21 protein-coding genes and 1 riboswitch are annotated in these 16,850 nt (G+C 73.7%); of the genes, 5 read left to right on the forward strand and 16 right to left on the reverse strand.

The genetic code is table 11. The features are described from left to right. Window positions 1-54 precede the first annotated feature (54 nt). Together RYN42_RS02160 and RYN42_RS02165 are read left to right on the forward strand one after the other, a co-directional pair. Entirely contained in the window at window positions 55-1,209 is a 1,155-nt protein-coding gene (locus tag RYN42_RS02160) for an aminotransferase class I/II-fold pyridoxal phosphate-dependent enzyme (protein ID WP_315093328.1), read from the forward strand. 133 nt (window positions 1,210-1,342) lie between these two features. Then, the gene (locus RYN42_RS02165) at window positions 1,343-1,486 is read left to right on the forward strand and encodes a hypothetical protein (RefSeq protein WP_315093330.1); all 144 of its coding nucleotides are present in this window, start codon (window positions 1,343-1,345) and stop codon (window positions 1,484-1,486) included. Window positions 1,487-1,503: 17 nt separating this feature from the next. On the opposite strand, the gene RYN42_RS02170 is transcribed toward RYN42_RS02165, so the two are convergent. The 5 genes from RYN42_RS02170 to gcvP form a co-directional block, all read right to left on the reverse strand. After that, window positions 1,504-1,938, reverse strand: a complete 435-nt coding sequence (locus RYN42_RS02170; protein ID WP_315093332.1) for a (deoxy)nucleoside triphosphate pyrophosphohydrolase — start codon at window positions 1,936-1,938, stop codon at window positions 1,504-1,506. Window positions 1,939-2,017: 79 nt separating this feature from the next. Continuing rightward, on the reverse strand, window positions 2,018-2,251 hold the full coding sequence (locus RYN42_RS02175) for a LuxR C-terminal-related transcriptional regulator (protein WP_315093334.1): 234 nt from the start codon (window positions 2,249-2,251) through the stop codon (window positions 2,018-2,020). 284 nt (window positions 2,252-2,535) lie between these two features. Next, entirely contained in the window at window positions 2,536-2,910 is a 375-nt protein-coding gene (gene gcvH, locus RYN42_RS02180; RefSeq protein WP_315093335.1) for a glycine cleavage system protein GcvH, read from the reverse strand. Between the two features lie 35 nt (window positions 2,911-2,945). Continuing rightward, window positions 2,946-4,088: a glycine cleavage system aminomethyltransferase GcvT gene (gene gcvT, locus RYN42_RS02185; protein ID WP_315093336.1), complete on the reverse strand. Its 1,143-nt coding sequence runs from the start codon at window positions 4,086-4,088 to the stop codon at window positions 2,946-2,948. Window positions 4,089-4,099: 11 nt separating this feature from the next. Continuing rightward, a complete protein-coding gene (gene gcvP, locus RYN42_RS02190; RefSeq protein ID WP_315093461.1) occupies window positions 4,100-6,985 on the reverse strand; it encodes an aminomethyl-transferring glycine dehydrogenase in 2,886 nt (961 codons plus the stop codon). 269 nt (window positions 6,986-7,254) lie between these two features. After that, a riboswitch (glycine riboswitch) is annotated at window positions 7,255-7,350 on the reverse strand. 94 nt (window positions 7,351-7,444) lie between these two features. Between gcvP and RYN42_RS02195 the strand changes: the two genes are divergently transcribed. Genes RYN42_RS02195 through moaA form a run of 3 tightly spaced genes read left to right on the forward strand, consistent with a single transcriptional unit; the run spans window position 7,445 to window position 9,428 of the window. Next, the gene (locus tag RYN42_RS02195) at window positions 7,445-7,936 is read left to right on the forward strand and encodes a MogA/MoaB family molybdenum cofactor biosynthesis protein (RefSeq protein ID WP_315093337.1); all 492 of its coding nucleotides are present in this window, start codon (window positions 7,445-7,447) and stop codon (window positions 7,934-7,936) included. Next, window positions 7,933-8,346 carry a molybdenum cofactor biosynthesis protein MoaE gene (locus tag RYN42_RS02200; protein WP_315093338.1) on the forward strand — a complete coding sequence of 138 codons (414 nt, stop codon included), beginning with the start codon at window positions 7,933-7,935 and terminating at the stop codon, window positions 8,344-8,346. Before RYN42_RS02195 ends, RYN42_RS02200 begins: the two co-directional genes overlap by 4 nt. Beyond that, window positions 8,343-9,428 carry a GTP 3',8-cyclase MoaA gene (gene moaA / locus RYN42_RS02205; protein WP_315093340.1) on the forward strand — a complete coding sequence of 362 codons (1,086 nt, stop codon included), beginning with the start codon at window positions 8,343-8,345 and terminating at the stop codon, window positions 9,426-9,428. Before RYN42_RS02200 ends, moaA begins: the two co-directional genes overlap by 4 nt. A gap of 11 nt (window positions 9,429-9,439) precedes the next feature. On the opposite strand, the gene RYN42_RS02210 is transcribed toward moaA, so the two are convergent. The 11 genes from RYN42_RS02210 to RYN42_RS02260 form a co-directional block, all read right to left on the reverse strand. Continuing rightward, window positions 9,440-9,676, reverse strand: coding sequence for a MoaD/ThiS family protein (locus RYN42_RS02210; RefSeq protein ID WP_315093342.1), 237 nt, complete (start codon window positions 9,674-9,676; stop codon window positions 9,440-9,442). Further along, window positions 9,673-9,930 (reverse strand): DUF6457 domain-containing protein, encoded by a 258-nt coding sequence (locus RYN42_RS02215; protein WP_315093344.1) that lies wholly within the window; start codon window positions 9,928-9,930, stop codon window positions 9,673-9,675. The genes RYN42_RS02210 and RYN42_RS02215 overlap by 4 nt, the downstream gene beginning before the upstream one ends. Continuing rightward, the gene (locus RYN42_RS02220) at window positions 9,927-10,523 is read right to left on the reverse strand and encodes an NTP transferase domain-containing protein (RefSeq protein ID WP_315093346.1); all 597 of its coding nucleotides are present in this window, start codon (window positions 10,521-10,523) and stop codon (window positions 9,927-9,929) included. Before RYN42_RS02220 ends, RYN42_RS02215 begins: the two co-directional genes overlap by 4 nt. Continuing rightward, entirely contained in the window at window positions 10,520-11,005 is a 486-nt protein-coding gene (gene moaC, locus RYN42_RS02225; protein WP_315093348.1) for a cyclic pyranopterin monophosphate synthase MoaC, read from the reverse strand. The genes RYN42_RS02220 and moaC overlap by 4 nt, the downstream gene beginning before the upstream one ends. After that, window positions 11,002-12,219, reverse strand: coding sequence for a gephyrin-like molybdotransferase Glp (glp, locus tag RYN42_RS02230; protein WP_315093350.1), 1,218 nt, complete (start codon window positions 12,217-12,219; stop codon window positions 11,002-11,004). Before glp ends, moaC begins: the two co-directional genes overlap by 4 nt. Beyond that, window positions 12,201-13,307, reverse strand: coding sequence for a molybdopterin-synthase adenylyltransferase MoeB (moeB, locus tag RYN42_RS02235; RefSeq protein WP_315093351.1), 1,107 nt, complete (start codon window positions 13,305-13,307; stop codon window positions 12,201-12,203). The genes glp and moeB overlap by 19 nt, the downstream gene beginning before the upstream one ends. Window positions 13,308-13,316: 9 nt before the next feature. After that, complete coding sequence (locus RYN42_RS02240; protein ID WP_315093352.1) at window positions 13,317-13,787, reverse strand: hypothetical protein; 471 nt, start codon at window positions 13,785-13,787, stop codon at window positions 13,317-13,319. Further along, a complete protein-coding gene (locus RYN42_RS02245; RefSeq protein ID WP_315093354.1) occupies window positions 13,784-14,845 on the reverse strand; it encodes a lactate/malate family dehydrogenase in 1,062 nt (353 codons plus the stop codon). Before RYN42_RS02245 ends, RYN42_RS02240 begins: the two co-directional genes overlap by 4 nt. A gap of 24 nt (window positions 14,846-14,869) precedes the next feature. Continuing rightward, the gene (locus tag RYN42_RS02250; protein ID WP_315093356.1) at window positions 14,870-16,033 is read right to left on the reverse strand and encodes a pyridoxal phosphate-dependent aminotransferase; all 1,164 of its coding nucleotides are present in this window, start codon (window positions 16,031-16,033) and stop codon (window positions 14,870-14,872) included. Between the two features lie 53 nt (window positions 16,034-16,086). After that, a complete protein-coding gene (locus tag RYN42_RS02255; protein WP_315093357.1) occupies window positions 16,087-16,260 on the reverse strand; it encodes a DUF1508 domain-containing protein in 174 nt (57 codons plus the stop codon). Window positions 16,261-16,360: 100 nt separating this feature from the next. After that, window positions 16,361-16,849: a glutathione peroxidase gene (locus tag RYN42_RS02260; RefSeq protein ID WP_315093359.1), complete on the reverse strand. Its 489-nt coding sequence runs from the start codon at window positions 16,847-16,849 to the stop codon at window positions 16,361-16,363. Window position 16,850: the final 1 nt, after the last annotated feature.

Here is a 16,850-nt window from a genome sequence, read left to right on the forward strand (position 1 = left end):
AGATGTGTGCGGCCCGTTCGCGGTCGGAGAACGCGCCGACGTACGGTCGTGCGGGTGACGACCATCTTCGACCGGGTCCCGCTCGACCAGCTGCGCCGCCGCACCAGCGAGAAGTGGCGGCACTACCCGCCGGACGTCCTGCCGCTGTTCGTCGCCGAGATGGACGTCCCGCAGTCCGAGCCGGTGATCGACGCGGTCACGGACGCGATGCGCCGCGGCGACACCGGTTACCCGTCCGGCCACGGGTATGCGGAGGCGATGGCGTCGTTCGCCGCGCAGCGGTGGGACTGGACGGTGGACGTCGCCGGCACGCGGACGCTGCCCGATGTGATGACGGGCGCCGTCGAGGTCCTGCGGCTGCTGACGGGTCCCGGCGACGCGGTCGTGATCAACCCGCCGGTGTACCCGCCGTTCACGTCGTTCGTCCGGTCGGCCGACCGCGCCGTGGTGGACGCACCGCTGGGCTCGGACGGGCGGCTCGACCTGGACGCCCTGGACCACGCGTTCGGCCAGGCGACGACCGGCCGGCGTCGCGCGGCCTACCTGCTGTGCCATCCGCACAACCCCACGGGGACGCTGCACACGGCCGAGGAGCTGCGGGCGGTCGGCGAGCTGGCCCGCCGTCACGGCGTGCGGGTGGTGGCCGACGAGATCCACGCGCCGCTGGTGGTCGAGGGGCCCGACCGCTTCGTGCCGACGACGACGCAGATCCCCGACGCGATCGCCCTGCACTCGGCGTCGAAGGCCTTCAACCTGGCGGGGCTCCGCTCGGCGGTGGCCGTGCCGGGGCCGGACGCGGTGGCGGACCTCGCACGGCTGCCCGTGATCGTCGGCCACGGCGTCAGCCACCTGGGTGCGATCGCGCAGACGGCCGCGTACCGGGAGTGCGGGCCGTGGCTGGACGAGCTCCTGCGCGGGCTCGCCCAGAACCAGCAGCTGGTGTCGCGCCTGCTCGCCGACCGGCTGCCCGCCGCGCGCTGGTCACCACCCGCCGGCACCTACTTCGCGTGGATCGACCTGCGCGCGGTGCCCGCGGTCCGGGCGGGGGAGGATCCCGCGCGGCTCGCCCTCGTGCGCGGACGCGTGGCGGTCAGCTCGGGGCCGACCTTCGGTGCGCAGGGGGCCGGGTTCGTGCGCCTGAACCTGGCGGCCTCGACGTCCACGCTGACCGAGGCGGTGGACCGGCTCGCACGCGGTCTCGGCGGCTGACCTCCCGCGTCGCAACCGATTCGTGACCAAAGGCGGTTGCTCGAGGGCTCATGTCGACCCCCGGGACGTGCCGATCTCTCGGAGGCAGGCCCCGCGAGGGCAGGCGCGTACAACGATGTATGGGGAGACAGACGTGACGAAGTGCGACGAGTGCAGCGGTGCCGTGCAGATCTGCGAGCGCTGCGACGGGGCCGGTCGCAAGCGCTGGTCGGGCGAGTGCAGCTTCTGCCGCGGGACCGGCCAGGTGTGCATGAAGAACGCCAACCACCGCTGGTGAGCTGACGCCCCAGCCGGTCAGCCGCGCTGGCTCGACCGAACGGTCAGGCTCGCCAGCCTGTCCACGATGCGCACGTCCGCGTCGAGCCACGGCACGTCGTGCCACTGGTGCACCGGAAGCCACCGCAGCTCGTCGTGCTCGACGAGCGGCTCCGGCGCGCCCTCGACCACCTCGGCCAGCCAGAGACGCATCACGTACTCGTCCGACAGGCGCCACATGCCGTCGTCCGGACCGACCACCTCGTCACCGAGGCCGATGCGCACGCCCAGCTCCTCGCGGATCTCGCGGTGCAGGGCGTCCTCGGGCGTCTCGTCGCCGTCCACCTTGCCGCCGGGGAACTCCCAGCGTCCGGCCAGTCGTGCCGGCACTGCCCGACGGGCAGCGAGCAGCTCACGTGGGTCGTCCAGGTCGTCGACGATCGCGGCGGCCACGACGAGCACGGGAGGATTCATGCGGCGAGTCTGCCAGGCCCGCAGGACGCGGACCGGCGGACCGGGAGACGGCCCGGTGTCTTGAGCCGTCGGGGCACGGTCAGCGGATGCCGTGCTCGATCGCCCAGGCGACGGCCTCGGCACGCGTCGAGGCGCCGATCTTGCGGTAGACGCTGCGGACCTGCGACTTGACGGTGTTGCGCGTCACGAAGAGCCGGGTCGCGATCTCTTCCAGGGTGACGTCCTCGGCGAGCTCCGCCAGGACGACCCGCTCGCGGCGCGTCAGTGCGTCGTTCGTCAGGCCGACGGACCTGCTCGTCTCCAACATGCTCATGATGTCCTCCGGTGTGCTGCGTGATCCAGTGGGTCCGGACCACGCTGTGGGCTGCGTACCGGATGAGAGAGGGCTGGTCGTGAGCCATGACGCCACTTCCAGCAATCTCCTCATGCGCGGGTTCCCCCCCGCCATGCGCCGATTCGCGCGTGCCACCCACAATGAACGTCGATCGCTCCGCTAGATACGCCGGACGTGTGGGCGCCAGCGAGTTTTCACCCGGATGGGGTAGTCACGAACGAGCGAACATGACGTCTGTGTAACGGCGGTGTTGCCCGCAGGGTTCAGCCGGCGTTCTGCGCCGCGTACTCCTCGGACGTGAGCACCGGCCCGGCCGACGTCACGTCGACCTTGAGCAGCCATCCGGCTCCGTACGGGTCGGAGTTGACCACCGACGGGTCGTCGACGGCGGCCTGGTTGACCTCGACCACCGTCCCGGACACCGGCGAGTAGAGCTCCGACACCGACTTGGTCGACTCGATCTCGCCCACCACCGCGCCGGCGGTGATCTCCTCGCCCACGGCGGGGAGCTCGAGGTAGACGATGTCGCCGAGCGCGTCGGCCGCGATCCCGGTGATGCCGACGGTCGCCGGGGCGCCGTCATCCAGCCATTCGTGCTCGATCGTGTAGTGCAGGTGGGTGGGCAGCTCCGCGGACATGGTTCGCTCCTGTCGGTACTTCGCTAGGGCTTGGTCTACCGGGGTCGGCGGTAGAAGGGAAGAGCGACGACGCGGACCGGTTCGAGCCGTCCTCGCACGTCGACCGCCAGTTCCGTCCCCGGGGCACTCACCTCGGGGCTGACGTAGGCCATCGCCACGGGGTGGCCGAGCGTCGGGGAGGGCGCTCCGGAGGTGACGGTACCGATCCTCGGGGCGTCGGCGGCGGTCGAGAGCACGACGGGGTAGCCGTGTCGGGCGGCCCGCCGGCTCAGGCCCTCGAGCCCGACGAGAACGCGGGCCGGTTCGGACCGACCGCGGGCCTCGAGGGCGGTCCGGCCGACGAACGGCAACGGGTGGCCGTCGGCGTCGACCTTGTCGAGCTTGACCACCCTGCCGAGGCCGGCGTCGTGGGGGGTGGTCGTGCGGTCGAGCTCGTTGCCGTACAGCGGCATGCCGGCCTCCAGGCGGAGGCTGTCGCGTGCGGACAGGCCGGCGGGGACCAGCCCGAACGGCTCGCCGGCCGCGAGGAACGCCTGCCACAGGGCGGGGGCGAGCGCGGCGTCGAGGAAGAACTCGAAGCCGTCCTCGCCGGTGTACCCGGTGCGCGCGACCAGGACCGGCTCGCCGCGGAACGTCATCGGCATGGCCGCGTAGTACTTGAGCGTCTCGGCGTCGACACCCGCCTCGGCGAGGCCCTCCGTGGCGCGCAGGATCTCCAGGGCGCGGGGGCCCTGGACCGCGATCAAGGCGGTCTGCGGGGAGCGGTCCTCGACGGTCACGTCGAACCCCACGGTCCGCTCGGCGAGCTCGGCCAGCACGGTCTCGTGGTTGGACGCGTTGGCGACGACCAGGAACGTGTCCTCGGTGTCCCGGTACACGATGAGGTCGTCGACCACACCGCCGTCCTCGGCGCAGATCATGGTGTAGCGCGCGCCCAGCAGCTTCAGCGTGGACAGGTTGCCGACGAGGGCGTGGTCGAGGAATCGACCGGCGTCCGGACCGGTCACCCCAATCTCGCCCATGTGCGACAGGTCGAACAGCCCCGCCGCGGTGCGGACCGCGGTGTGCTCGGCGATGTCGCTGGTGTAGCGCAGGGGCATCTGCCAGCCGGCGAAGCTGGTGAGGGCCGCGCCGAGGGCGACGTGCTCGTCGTGCAGCGGGCTCAGTGTGTCGCTCACGGTGGTCTCTCTCACTCGGCGTAGGACTCGACGGGCGGGCACGAGCACACGAGGTTCCGGTCGCCGTGCGCGCCGTCGATGCGGCGGACCGGCGGCCAGTACTTGCCCTCGCGCAGCGCCGCCACGGGGAAGGCGGCGAGCTCGCGGTCGTACGCGTGCTCCCACGTGTTCGCGCTGAGCGCGGCGGCGGTGTGCGGCGCGTTGCGCAGCGGGGAGTCGGCGATCGGCCAGCGGCCGGCCTCCACGGCGTCGATCTCGCCGCGGATGGAGACCAGCGCGTCGACGAACCGGTCCAGCTCGGCCAGGTCCTCGCTCTCGGTGGGCTCCACCATGAGTGTGCCGGCCACCGGGAAGGACAGGGTCGGCGCGTGGAAGCCGTAGTCCATCAGGCGCTTGGCCACGTCCTCGGCGGTCACCCCGGTCTCCTTGGTGATGTCCCGCAGGTCGAGGATGCACTCGTGCGCGACCAGGCCGTTCGGGCCGGTGTAGACCACCCGGAAGTGGCCCGACAGGCGGGTGGCCAGGTAGTTCGCCGCCAGGACGGCCGTCTCGGTGGCCGCCGTGAGCCCGTCCGGTCCCATGAGGGCGACATAGGCCCAGGAGATCGGCAGGATGCCGGCCGAGCCCCAGGGCGCCGCGCTGACCGGGGCTGTCCCCTTCCGGGTGGCCGTCGGCGTCGGGTCCCCGGGCAGGAACGGGGCCAGGTGCGCGGCGACCGCGACCGGTCCGACGCCGGGACCGCCGCCGCCGTGCGGGATGCAGAACGTCTTGTGCAGGTTGAGGTGGGACACGTCGCCGCCGAGCTCGGCCGGACGGGCGAGCCCGACGAGCGCGTTGAGGTTGGCGCCGTCGATGTAGACCTGCCCGCCCGCCTCGTGCACCAGGTCGCAGACCGTCCGGACACCCTCCTCGTAGACGCCGTGCGTCGAGGGGTACGTGATCATGATCGCCGCGACCGTCGGGCCGTGCTTCTCCAGCTTGGCGCGCAGGTCGTCCAGGTCGATCGAGCCGTCGTCGGCCGTGGCGACGACCACCACGCGCATGCCCGCCAGCGCTGCCGACGCCGCGTTGGTGCCGTGCGCGGACGCGGGGATCAGGCAGACGTCGCGCTGATCGCCGCGCGACGCGTGGTAGCCGTGGATGGCGAGCAGGCCGGCCAGCTCGCCCTGGCTGCCCGCGTTCGGCTGCACGGAGACGGCCGCGTAGCCGGTGATCTCCGCCAGCCAGTCCTGCAGCTCCGTGACCAGCTCCGCGTAGCCCTCGGTCTGGTCGGTGGGGGCGTACGGGTGGATTCCTGCGAACTCCGGCCAGGAGATGGGCTCCATCTCCGCGGTGGCGTTGAGCTTCATGGTGCACGAGCCCAGCGGGATCATCGTGCGGTCGAGCGCCAGGTCCTTGTCGGAGAGGCGGCGCAGGTACCGCAGCATCGCAGTCTCGGACCGGTGCAGGTGGAAGACGGGGTGCGTCAGGTAGGCGGTGCTGCGGCGGAGCTGCGCGGGCAGGGCGTTCGAGCCGTCGGTGCCGAGGAACCCGAACGCGTAGGTCCCGTCCTCCTGCTCCAGGGTCGTCGTCCCGGCTGCCGCGAACGCCAGCACGATCTGGAGCAGGTGGTCGTCCGTGGTGCGCTCGTCGCAGGCGACCTGCACGTGGTCGTCGTCGGGCGCCCACAGGTTCACGCCGGCCTCGGCCGCCTGCGCGACGACCTCGCGCGCCTTGCCGGGGACCACGGTGCGGACCGTGTCGAAGAACTTGTCGTGCTCGACCGTGACGCCGACGCCGCCCAGGAGCTCCGCGAGGCCCGCCGCCCGGGCGTGCACGCGCTCGCCGATCGCCCGGAGCCCATCGGGCCCGTGGTAGACCGCGTACATCGACGCCACGATCGCCAGCAGCGCCTGCGCGGTGCAGATGTTGCTCGTCGCCTTCTCGCGGCGGATGTGCTGCTCGCGCGTCTGCAGGGCGAGGCGGTAGGCGCGGGCACCGTCGGCGTCGATGGAGACGCCCACCAGCCGGCCCGGCAGCATCCGCTCGAGGCCGTTCCGGACGGCCATGAACGCGGCGTGCGGTCCACCGCCGAACAGCGGGACGCCGAAGCGCTGCGCGGACCCGACGGACACGTCGGCACCGAGCTCGCCGGGGGAGGTCAGCAGGGTGAGCGCCAGGAGGTCGGCGGCGACGGTGACCAGCCCGCCGCGGGCCTTCGTGGCCTCGATGACCGGACGGAGATCACGCACGCGGCCCGAGGCACCGACCTGCTGCACGACCACGCCGATGAGGTCGCCCTCGATCTCCGGGAGCCCGTCGGTGAGGTTCGCGACGACCACCGGCAGGCCGATCGCCTCGGCGCGGCCGAGCGTCACGGCGAGCGACTGGCCGAACAGGTCGGCGTCGAGCACCACCGTGCCGGTCTTGCCGCGGGCCGCGCGCCACATGAGCGCGACCGCCTCGGCCACCGCGGTGGCCTCGTCGAGAAGCGACGCGTTGGCCAGGTCCAGGCCCGTGAGGTCGGTGACCATCGTCTGGAAGTTGAGCAGCGCCTCGAGCCGGCCCTGCGAGATCTCCGGCTGGTAGGGCGTGTAGGCGGTGTACCAGGCGGGCGACTCGAGCACGTTCCGGCGGATCACCGCGGGGGTGATCGTGTCGGAGTAGCCCTGGCCGATCATCTGCGTCATCACGCGGTTCTTGCCGGCGATCGTGCGCAGCGCGGCGAGGACCTCCTCCTCGGAGCGCGCGGCGGGCAGGTCCAGCGGGCGGTCGGTGCGGATGCTCGCGGGGACGGCGGCGTCGACGAGGTCGTCCAGCGAGTGGTAGCCGACGACCGAGAGCATGTGCGCGGTCTCGCCGCCGCGGGGGCCGATGTGTCGGTCGGCGAAGACCTCGGCGGCCGGGGTGTGCTCCACGCTGGTGAACGGGACGGCGTCGGACCTGGTGTCCAGGTGGACGGCGGGGACACCGTGGACGACGGCGTCGTGCAACTGGCTCAGATCGGTCACGGGCTGCTCCGCAGGGTCGTCCGGACGTGCCGGGACGGTGGGTGGGCTCCCCGTCTGTCATCTGCGCAGGTGTGCGCAACCTGAGAGTTTTGCCGGTCCGCCTGTCGGGGCGCGCCGGCTTGCACCGTCGGTGGGACCTGTTCCCCGAGAGGAGTCGGTCCGCTTTCCAGAGTTGCCTCGCCGTGGCGGTACAGGGGCCTGAGAGATTCCCGGGGAGGGTTGCTCCTTCGGCGCCCCGCAACCAGGTGCGGGAGCTCTCCCGCCGCGGTTCGAGCAGCGTGTGAAGTTGTGGGGCCAGCGTACCGGGCGCTGTCCAGGGAGCAGGCGGACGTCCACGCGGCGGGTTCGCGTGCGTAGATTGGCCCGGTGCAGACGCCCCCGCGCCCCGCGACGGTGATCGTGGTGTCGGACCGGTCCGCTGCGGGCGTCCGGCCCGACGCGTCCGGCCCTGCCGCCGCGTCCCGGCTGCTGGACGCCGGCTTCCGCCCGGTGCACGTGACCGTGGTGCCGGACGGGGCGGAGTCGGTCGAGGGTGCCCTGCGCACCGCCCTCGCGGCAGGGGCTCGGCTGGTGCTCACGTCGGGTGGGACGGGCGTCGGCCCGCGGGACCGCACCCCCGAGGGCACCCGTGCCGTGATCGACCGCGAGTTGCCGGGGATCGCCGAGCTGCTGCGCCGGGACGGCGCGTGGACGGTGCCGACGGCAGTGCTCTCGCGCGGCGTCGCCGGGGTCACCGACGGCGGATCGCTCGTGGTCAACCTGCCCGGCTCGCCCGGCGGGGTCACCGAGGGGCTCGACGTGCTCCTCCCGCTGGTCGACCACGTGCTCGACCAGCTCAGCGGCGGTGACCACTCGTGATCGCCCGCGTCGTCGACCAGCCGCTCGACCTGCAGTTCCACGTGGAACATGTCAGCGACCCGCGCGCCGGAGCGGTCGCCACGTTCGTCGGGCTGGTGCGCGACCACGACCCGTCGGTCGAGGGCCGGGTGGTGGGGCTCGACTACACCGCGCACCCGTCCGCGGAGGCGGTCCTGCGGGAGATCGTCGAGAAGGCCGTGACCGACGACGTGCTCGGCATCGCGGTGAGCCACCGCGTCGGGCACCTGGCCGTCGGGGAGGCGGCGATCGTGGCGGCAGTGGCCACCGCGCACCGGTCCGAGGCGTTCGAGGCGTGCCGCGCGCTCGTCGAGACCGTCAAGGCCGAGCTGCCGGTATGGAAGCGTGAGGTCCTCGGGGACGGCTCGCACGTGTGGGTGGGGATGACATGACCGAGCAGCTGGTGGACCGGTTCGGGCGCGTGCACCGCGACCTGCGCATCTCGCTGACCGACCGCTGCTCGCTGCGGTGCACCTACTGCATGCCCGCCGAGGGCGTCCCGTGGCTCGCGCGGAGCACCATGCTCAGCACCGAGGAGATCGTGCACGTCGCCCGCGTCGGGGTCTCCCTGGGCATCACCGAGATCCGGCTGACCGGTGGCGAGCCGCTGCTGCGGGTGGACATCGTCGACGTCGTCCGGCGGCTGACCGCGCTCACCGGTCCCTCCGGCAGCCCCGAGGTGTCACTGACGACGAACGCCCTGCGCCTGCCGGGACTGGCCTCCGACCTCAAGGACGCCGGCCTGTCCCGCGTGAACATCAGCCTGGACACCCTCGACCGCGCGAAGTTCCTGTCGTTGACGCGCCGGGACAAGCTGGTGGAGACGCTCGCCGGGATCGCCGCCGCCGACGCCGCCGGGCTGCACCCCGTGAAGATCAACGCGGTCGCCATGCGCGGGGTGAACGACGACGAGGTGGTCGCCCTGACGCGGTTCGCCGTGGAGCGCGGCTACCAGATGCGGTTCATCGAGCAGATGCCGCTCGACGCCGGCCACACGTGGGACCGCGCGGAGATGGTGACGCAGGCGGAGATCCTGGGCCGGCTGCGTGCGGCGTTCACGCTCGAGGAGGTGCCCGGCCGCGGGGCCGCGCCCGCGGAGCTCTGGACGGTCGACGGCGGACCGGCCACGGTCGGCGTGATCGCGTCGGTGACCGCGCCCTTCTGCGGCGCGTGCGACCGGCTGCGCCTCACGGCCGACGGACAGCTGCGCGCGTGCCTGTTCTCGCAGACGGAGACCAACGTGCGGGACCTGCTGCGCGGCTCCGAGCAGCCGCCCGCCGAGCTCGGTGTCGGACCCGGCCAGGCGCTGCGCATCGGCGCGACCGCCCCGGAGCGACCCACACCCGCGGCCGACGTCGACGCCGCCCTGGCGGACGCGTACCGGCGCTGCCTGGCGGGCAAGAAGGCCGGGCACGACATCGACGACCCGTCCTTCCTGCAGCCAGACCGCCCGATGAGCGCGATCGGCGGCTGACGCGCGGCGGGTCAGCCGCCCGCGAACGGGGGGAGCACGTCCAGCATCGCGCCGGCGAGCACGGGGTCGTCGCCCTCCACGCGGGTGCCGTCCGCCAGCAGGGCGCACCGGCCCAGCACGCGGTCCAGGCCGGCACCGTGCGCGCCGACCATCGCCGACCTGACCTGCGCGGCCGTCCCGGCGGGCAGCTGCTCGGTGTCGACCCCGGCGGCCTCCGCGGCGGCGGCGAAGTAGCGGACGGTGATCACGAGGGGGTCCAGGAGGCGGCCCGCGCCTCGATCCACGCCAGGACGTCCGAGGGGTTGGAGCCCGCCGCGGCCAGACCGGCGACGAACATCGTCACCGGCACGGCGGGGCGGGCCACCTGGTGCGCCACGTCGGAGGACACCTGGAGCAGCCGGTCGATGTCGACGAGCTCGCGCTCGACGCCGAGCGCGGCGGTGATCTGGTCGATCCACTCGGGCAGGTCGGCGCCGGGCGCGCGGCGGGGGTCGTCGGTCATGGCTCGATCCTGTCACTCAGCTCCGCGTCCAGGCGCGCGACGTCGGCCCAGGTGTCGGCGTCGGCCGTCGCGCCCTCGTCGTCGGGGACGTCGACCAGCCGCAGCCCGACGACGAGCCGGTGCATCGCGGCGCCGTGCACCGCGGGGAGCCCGTCGAGGGCCGCGCGCAGGGCGGTCCGGCGGTACACAGCCACGAGGTGCTGGTGACGACCGCCAGGGCCGACCATGCGCGCGCCGTCGGCGTCCTGCACGGATGCGAGCAGCGCCGGCACCACCCAGCGGGCACCGGGCACGTCGCAGGCGAGGACGACCACCAGCTCCGGTCCGTCGTCGGGCAGCCCGTCGAGGCCGGCCGCGAGACCCGCCACCGGGCCACCGTCCGGCGGGTCCTCGAGGACGGTGGCGACGCCCGGCCGGGCCAGCTGCGGCGGACCGACGACCACGACGTGCGAGGCGTCCGCGACGGCCGCGAGCGCGTGGTCGAGCAGGGCCACCCCGCCGATCTCGACGTGCGGCTTGCTCGCGCCGCCGAGCCGTCGCGCCCGCCCGCCGGCCAGCACGACCGCGTCGAACTGGTGACCGTCGACGCTCACGCGTCGCGCCGCCAGTCACCCGAGCGGCCACCCGACTTGGCCTCGAGCTGCACGTCGACGATGCGCACGGACTTGTCAAGACCCTTGACCATGTCGACGACCGCCAGCGCGGCGACCGACACCGCGGTGAGGGCCTCCATCTCGACGCCCGTGCGGTCGGCGGTGCGGACGGTTGCGGTGATCGCGACGCCGTCGTCGGTGATCTCGAGGTCCACCACCACGCCGTGCACCCCGATGACGTGCGCCAGCGGCAGCAGCTCGGGGGTGCGCTTGGCGGCGGCGATGCCCGCGATCCGTGCGACCGCCAGCACGTCGCCCTTCGGCACCGCCCCGTCCCGCAGGGCCGCGACCACGTGCGGGCCGCACTCCACCCGACCGCTCGCGGTGGCCGACCGGACGGTGGGCTGCTTGGCGGTCACGTCGACCATGCGGGCGTGCCCGGCGGCGTCGAGGTGCGTGAACTGCTCGGGCTGCTGGCTCATCGGACCACCTTCAGGACGGCGACGCGGTCGCCGGCGGCGACCCGGTCGATCTCGGCGGGGATGACGGCGAGCCCCTCGGCCAGCGCGAGGCGGGCCACCAGGTGCGAGCCGGAGCCTCCCGCGGTCGCCCGCGCCACGCGGTCCGGTCCCACCCACCGCACGGGCATGAGCTGCGCGCGGCCGGGCGGCGTGGTCCAGCCCTCGTCCGCGACCGCGACCAGTGACGTTCGCTCGACGTCCACCAGCCCACGCAGGCGCAGGATCGCGGGCCGGACGAACATCTCGAACGACGCGAACGAGCTCACCGGGTTGCCCGGGAGCGTGTAGATCGGGGTGCCGCCCGGCAGCCGGCCCAGACCCTGCGGCTTGCCGGGCTGCACGGCCACCGCGAGGAACTCCACGCCGGGCTCGTCGGCCAGCGCGGCCTTGACCACGTCGTACGCGCCGACGCTCACGCCGCCGGAGGTCACGATCGCGTCGACCGTCCCGTCCAGGTCGCGGAGCACCGCGCGCAGCGCCTCGACGTCGTCGGGCACCGGACCGATGCGCACCGGCGTGCCACCGGCGTGGCGGACCGCGGAGGCGAGCAGCCACGAGTTCGAGTCGGGGAGCTGCCCGCGGCGCAGCGGGGTGCCCGGGGCCACCAGCTCGTCCCCGGTGGAGACGACCGCGACGCGGGGGCGCCGGTGCACCCGGACCGTGGCGTGACCGAGCGAGGCGACGGCGGCGATCGCGGCGGGCCCGAGCAGCATGCCGGCGGCGACGACGACGTCACCGGGCACGGCGTCCTCGCCCGCGCGGCGCACGTGCACCCCCGGCGCCGGCGCCTCGCGCACCACGACCGTCACCGTCCCGGCGTCCGTGAGCTCGACGGGCACGATCGTGTCCGCGCCCTCCGGCACCGGGGCTCCGGTCATGATCCGTGCGGCGGTGCCGGAACCCACGACGGGCTCGTCGGCCGATCCCGCGGGCAGGTCCGCCACCACGCGCAGGGTCGCCGGCAGGTCCACCACGTCGGCGTGCCGGACCGCGTACCCGTCCATCGCCGAGTTGTCCCAGCGCGGGAGGAGCTGGTCGGTCCGCAGGTCCTCGGCCAGCACCAGGCCGTCGGCGTCCTCCAGCGGCACGTCGACGGCCGGCAGCGGCGCGGCCAGGGCGAGCGCGGCCGCGCGGTGGTCCGTCAGGGAGCGCACGGTCAGCGCACGTCCAGCCACGCCTGGATGCCGCCGTCGACGTTCGCGGCGTCGTACCCCGCGCTGCGCAGGATCTGCGCGGCGGCCAGCGAGCGGGCACCGACCGCGCAGTGCACCAGGATCTCCCCGTCGCGCGGCAGGTCGGCCAGCGCCGAGCCGTCGAAGAACGACCCGAGCGGCACCAGCACGGCGCCCGGGATGGCGCCCTGGGCGTGCTCGGCCGGCTCGCGCACGTCGATGAGCAGGAAGTCGTCGGTGCCCGCCTCCCGGGCGGCCAGGCGCTGGACCAGCTCGGTAGCGGTGACGACGGGGACCTCGGACATGGGCTGTTCCTCCGGGGGACGTTCTGCGTGGTGGGTTGCGGCGAGCGGGACCTCGGTCCAGCGACCGCGGAGGGCGTCGACCACGAGCACGCGGCCGAGCAGCGTCTGGCCGGTGCCGGTGATCAGCTTGACCACCTCGGTGGCCATGATCGAGCCGATCTGGCCGCACAGGGCACCGAGCACGCCGGCCTCCGCGCACGACGGCACCTCGTCCGGCGCGGGAGGCGAGGGGAACAGGTCGCGCAGCTCGACGCCTGCCCGCCCCCAGAAGACCGTGGTCTGCGCGTCGAACCGCAGCACCGACCCCCACACCTCCGGCAGGCCGAGACGCACGCACGCGTCGTTGACCAGGTAGCGGGTGGGGAAGTTGTCGGTCCCGTCGACGACCACGTCGTAACCGCCCAGGATCTCGTCCACGTTCTCGCTGGTCAGTCTGGTGCGGTGAGCCACCACGCGGATGTCGGGGTCCAGCGCCGCCACGGCGTCGCGCGCGCTGTCGACCTTGGCGCGTCCCACGTCGGCGGACCCGTGGATCACCTGGCGCTGCAGGTTGCTGACGTCGACCACGTCGTCGTCGACGATCCCGAGCGTCCCCACGCCCGCCGCCGCGAGGTACTGCAGCACGGGCGCACCGAGGCCCCCCGCCCCGACCACGAGGACGCGCGCGTTGCGCAGCCGCCGCTGGCCGTCGACGCCGAGCTCCGCGAGCAGCAGGTGCCGCGAGCCGCGCTCGACCTGCGCGGGGGTCAGCGGCGGTCCCGGGGCGACCAGGGCGGGCAGAGGCACGGAGCCAACCTACGACGTGACGGGCGGCTCGATGACCGTCGCCTCGGCGCGGGCACCGGCGGCGCGAGCCGACGCGACGACGGCCTCGACGTCGACCAGCGGCCCCTCCACCAGCACCGGCTGACCGAGGAGCGACGCGCCCGACCAGCTCACCGCGGCGTGCCTGGGCGGGCGGAACTCGACGTCGCGCGGCAGGTGCACGACCGCGGCGGCCCGCACGCCCAGGTCCTCGGCGCGGCGGACCAGGACGCTGCGCACCGCCTCCAGCCGTTCGACGCTGCGCACGAGCATCCGCTGACGCCGCTCGCCCGTGCGGAACGTCACGACGACCAGGCCGTGGTCGCCCTCCACGTTGCCGGTGGCCAGCGAGTCGAAGTTCACGCCGCGCGTGGCGAACACCCCGGCGAGGGCGGCGATGGTGCCCGTCCGGTGGTCCGCCCGCACGAACGCCACCCAGCGGTCGTCGTCCTCGGAGATCACGCGCCGACCCCCAGCCAGGACAGGTTGGCGGCGTCGATCCGCTCCGCCACGGCCGTCAGCCGGCGCGCCTCGTCGGGCGCGGGCTCGTCCAGCAGCACCCGCGTCCAGCCCTCCTGCCCGACCACCACCGGGACACCCAGCACGCCCGGGCGGTCCAGCACCTCGCCCGCGAGCGCCACCTGGCCGGCGACGACGATCTCCCGCCCGTCCAGGATGGTGTCCACCAGGTCGATCGTGGCGCTCGCGGTGCCCGCGGCCGTCTTGGCCCCGCTCTGGTGCGTCATCCAGGGGCGCGCGACCACCCGCAGGTCCGGGGGCCAGCTGTCGATGAGCGCGAACGCCCGACCCAGGTCCCGGGTGGCGGCGAGCTGCTCCTTCGCCGACGCGATCTCGGCGCCGAACCCGTCCAGCGACCGCGCGCCGCGCAGCCGGGCCACCGCCCTGCGCCGCTCCGCCACGTCCAGCCCGCTGATCCGTACGGTCGACCACAGGGGCACCAGGTCGTCGCCGTGCTGCCCGGCGACGAACCCGCCCACGCGGTGGCGTCGGACCCCGAGCGACACCGCGATCTCCCGCCGGAACCGCAGGGTGTCCAGCCACGCGCCCATCCCGATCACCCGGTGCCGGCCCAGCGCGGCGGCCATCACGGCGACGCCGAGCTCGACCGGGTTGGACACCACGACGACCACCTCCTGCCCGGAGCCGTGTCGGGCGAGCGCGTCGGCGTAGGCGGTGAACACCCCGACGTTGTGCGCAGCGAGGTCCGCGCGGCTCATGGGGACACCGTCCGGCGACGGCGGCGCGGTCCTGCCCGCCGCGACCACGACGACGTCCGCGACCACGTCCGACGGGTCCAGCGCGACGTCGAGCAGGGGCGCGTGCTCGTCGTACGCGTCGATCAGGTCGGCCCGCAGACCGTGCACCGCGCGCCCCGACGCACCGTCCGAGCGACCGACCAGCTGTAGGCGCGAGCTCGTCGGCAGGATCCGCCGCTCGACCAGCTGCGTGCAGATCTGCCGTCCCACGTCCCCTGTCGCGCCGAGCACCGCCACGTCCATGGCCGCGACTGTAGGTGCCCCGTGTTACGGCAGGGTTCGCTGCCAGGCCACGATCCGGTCCACGGCCTCACGCACCACGTCCACCGACGACGCGAACGACAGTCGCACCCAGTGGTGGCCGTCCACCGGGTCGAAGTCCGTGCCGGGGGTCAGCGCCACCCCGGCCTCGTCGAGCAGCCGAGCGCACCAGGTGATCGAGTCCAGGCCGCTGGCCGAGATGTCCCCGTACAGGTAGAAGGCGCCGTCCGCCGGCGCGACGCGTGCCCAGCCGAGCTCCGGCAGGCGCGCCAGGAGGTGGTCCCGCGCGGCGGCGTAGCGCTCGACGTTCTCTCGTGCGGCGGCGTACCCCTCCGGGCTGAACGCGGCGATCCCGGCGTGCTGCGCCAGCGCGGGCGGGCAGAGGGCGACGTTGCCGGCGAGGGCGCCGACGGGCGTGACCAGGTCCTCGGGCAGCACCAGCCAGCCGAGCCGCCAGCCCGTCATCGCCCAGTACTTGGAGAACGAGTTGACGACGACGGCGCCGCGGTCGAGGTAGTGGGCAGCTGTGGCCGTCTGCTCGGACCCGTAGGTGATCCCGTGGTAGATCTCGTCGCTGACCAGCCGGACTCCGTGCCGGCCGCACCAGTGCGCCAGCGCAGCCAGCTCGTCGGGGTCGATCATCGTGCCGGTCGGGTTCGCCGGGCTGGCCACCACCAGCCCCTCGACCGGGGGGTCCAGCGCCTCGAGCTGCGCGACGGTCGGCTGGTAGCGGGTCTCCGGGCCGCAGGGCACGACGACCACCTCGCACCCGAGCGCCGCGAGGATGTTGGCGTAGGCGGGGTAGCCCGGGACCGCGAGCGCGACCCGGTCGCCCACGTCGAACGCCGCGAGGAACGCGAGCAGGAAGCCGCCCGAGGAGCCGGTGGTCACCGCGACCCGGCCGGGGTCGACGACGACGTCGTAGGTGTCGCGGTAGTGCTGCGCGATCGCCGCCCGCACGGCCGGCGCGCCCAGGGACTCGGTGTAGCCCAGGTCGCCCGACGTCAGCAGCTCGATCGCGCGCTGCCGCACCACGTCCGAGGCACCGGTCGACGGCTCGCCCGCGCAGAGGTTCAGCACGTCCTCGCCGGCTGCCCTGCGCGCGTTGGCGGCGGCCAGGATCTCCATCACGGCGAACGGCGGGACGTCGGCACGCGCGGCTACCTTCACGCGCCCATCGTGCCGCACGGGCCCGGCATCGTCGCCGGGCCCGTGCGTCCTGATCAGCTGTTGTCGACGGTCACGGCCGCGGCCGCGTCGGACTTGATGCGGTCGATGGCGTTCTGTGCCGACGCCTTCGCCGAGTACCCCTCGCTGCTGGCGAGGACGTTCCCGTTGGTGGCGACGATCTTGAACCGGAACTCGCCGGCCTTGTCCTTGACGATCTCGAACTTCACGCGATCCTCCGAGGGCTTCTTCCACGGTGCCGCCGGCGTGCGTCGGCGGTACCGCCAGTGTGTCCCTCTGCGGGCCGGAGTGCCCGGTTCCGCCTCGCAGTCACTCCGTCGGCGGCAGGGCGGCCGTGATGACCCCGACGATCTCGGGGGCGTCCGGCTCGGTCTGCGGGCGGAACCTGTGCACCGCCCCGTCCGGCGTGACGACGAACTTCTCGAAGTTCCACGTGACCCGGCCGGCCTTGCCGGACGCGTCGGGCGTCTTGGTCAGCGCCGCGTACAGCGGGTGCGCCGACCGGCCGTTGACCTTGGTCTTCGCGAACATCGGGAACGTGACGCCCCACGTCGCCGAGCAGTACTCCGCGATGGCCTCCTCGGACCCGAGCTCCTGGAGGAACTGGTTGCTGGGGAAGCCCAGCACCGTGAACCCGCGGTCGCCGTACGTCCTCTGCAGCTGCTCGAGCTTCTCGTACTGAGGAGCCAGGCCGCACCGCGAGGCGACGTTGACCACCAGCTTGACCTGGTCGGAGTAGGCGCCGAACGTCGTCGTGTCGCCGTGCAGGGTGGTCAGCGGGATCTCGTCGAGGGACATG

Source organism: uncultured Cellulomonas sp., from assembly GCF_963527515.1.
Taxonomy (GTDB): domain Bacteria; phylum Actinomycetota; class Actinomycetes; order Actinomycetales; family Cellulomonadaceae; genus Cellulomonas.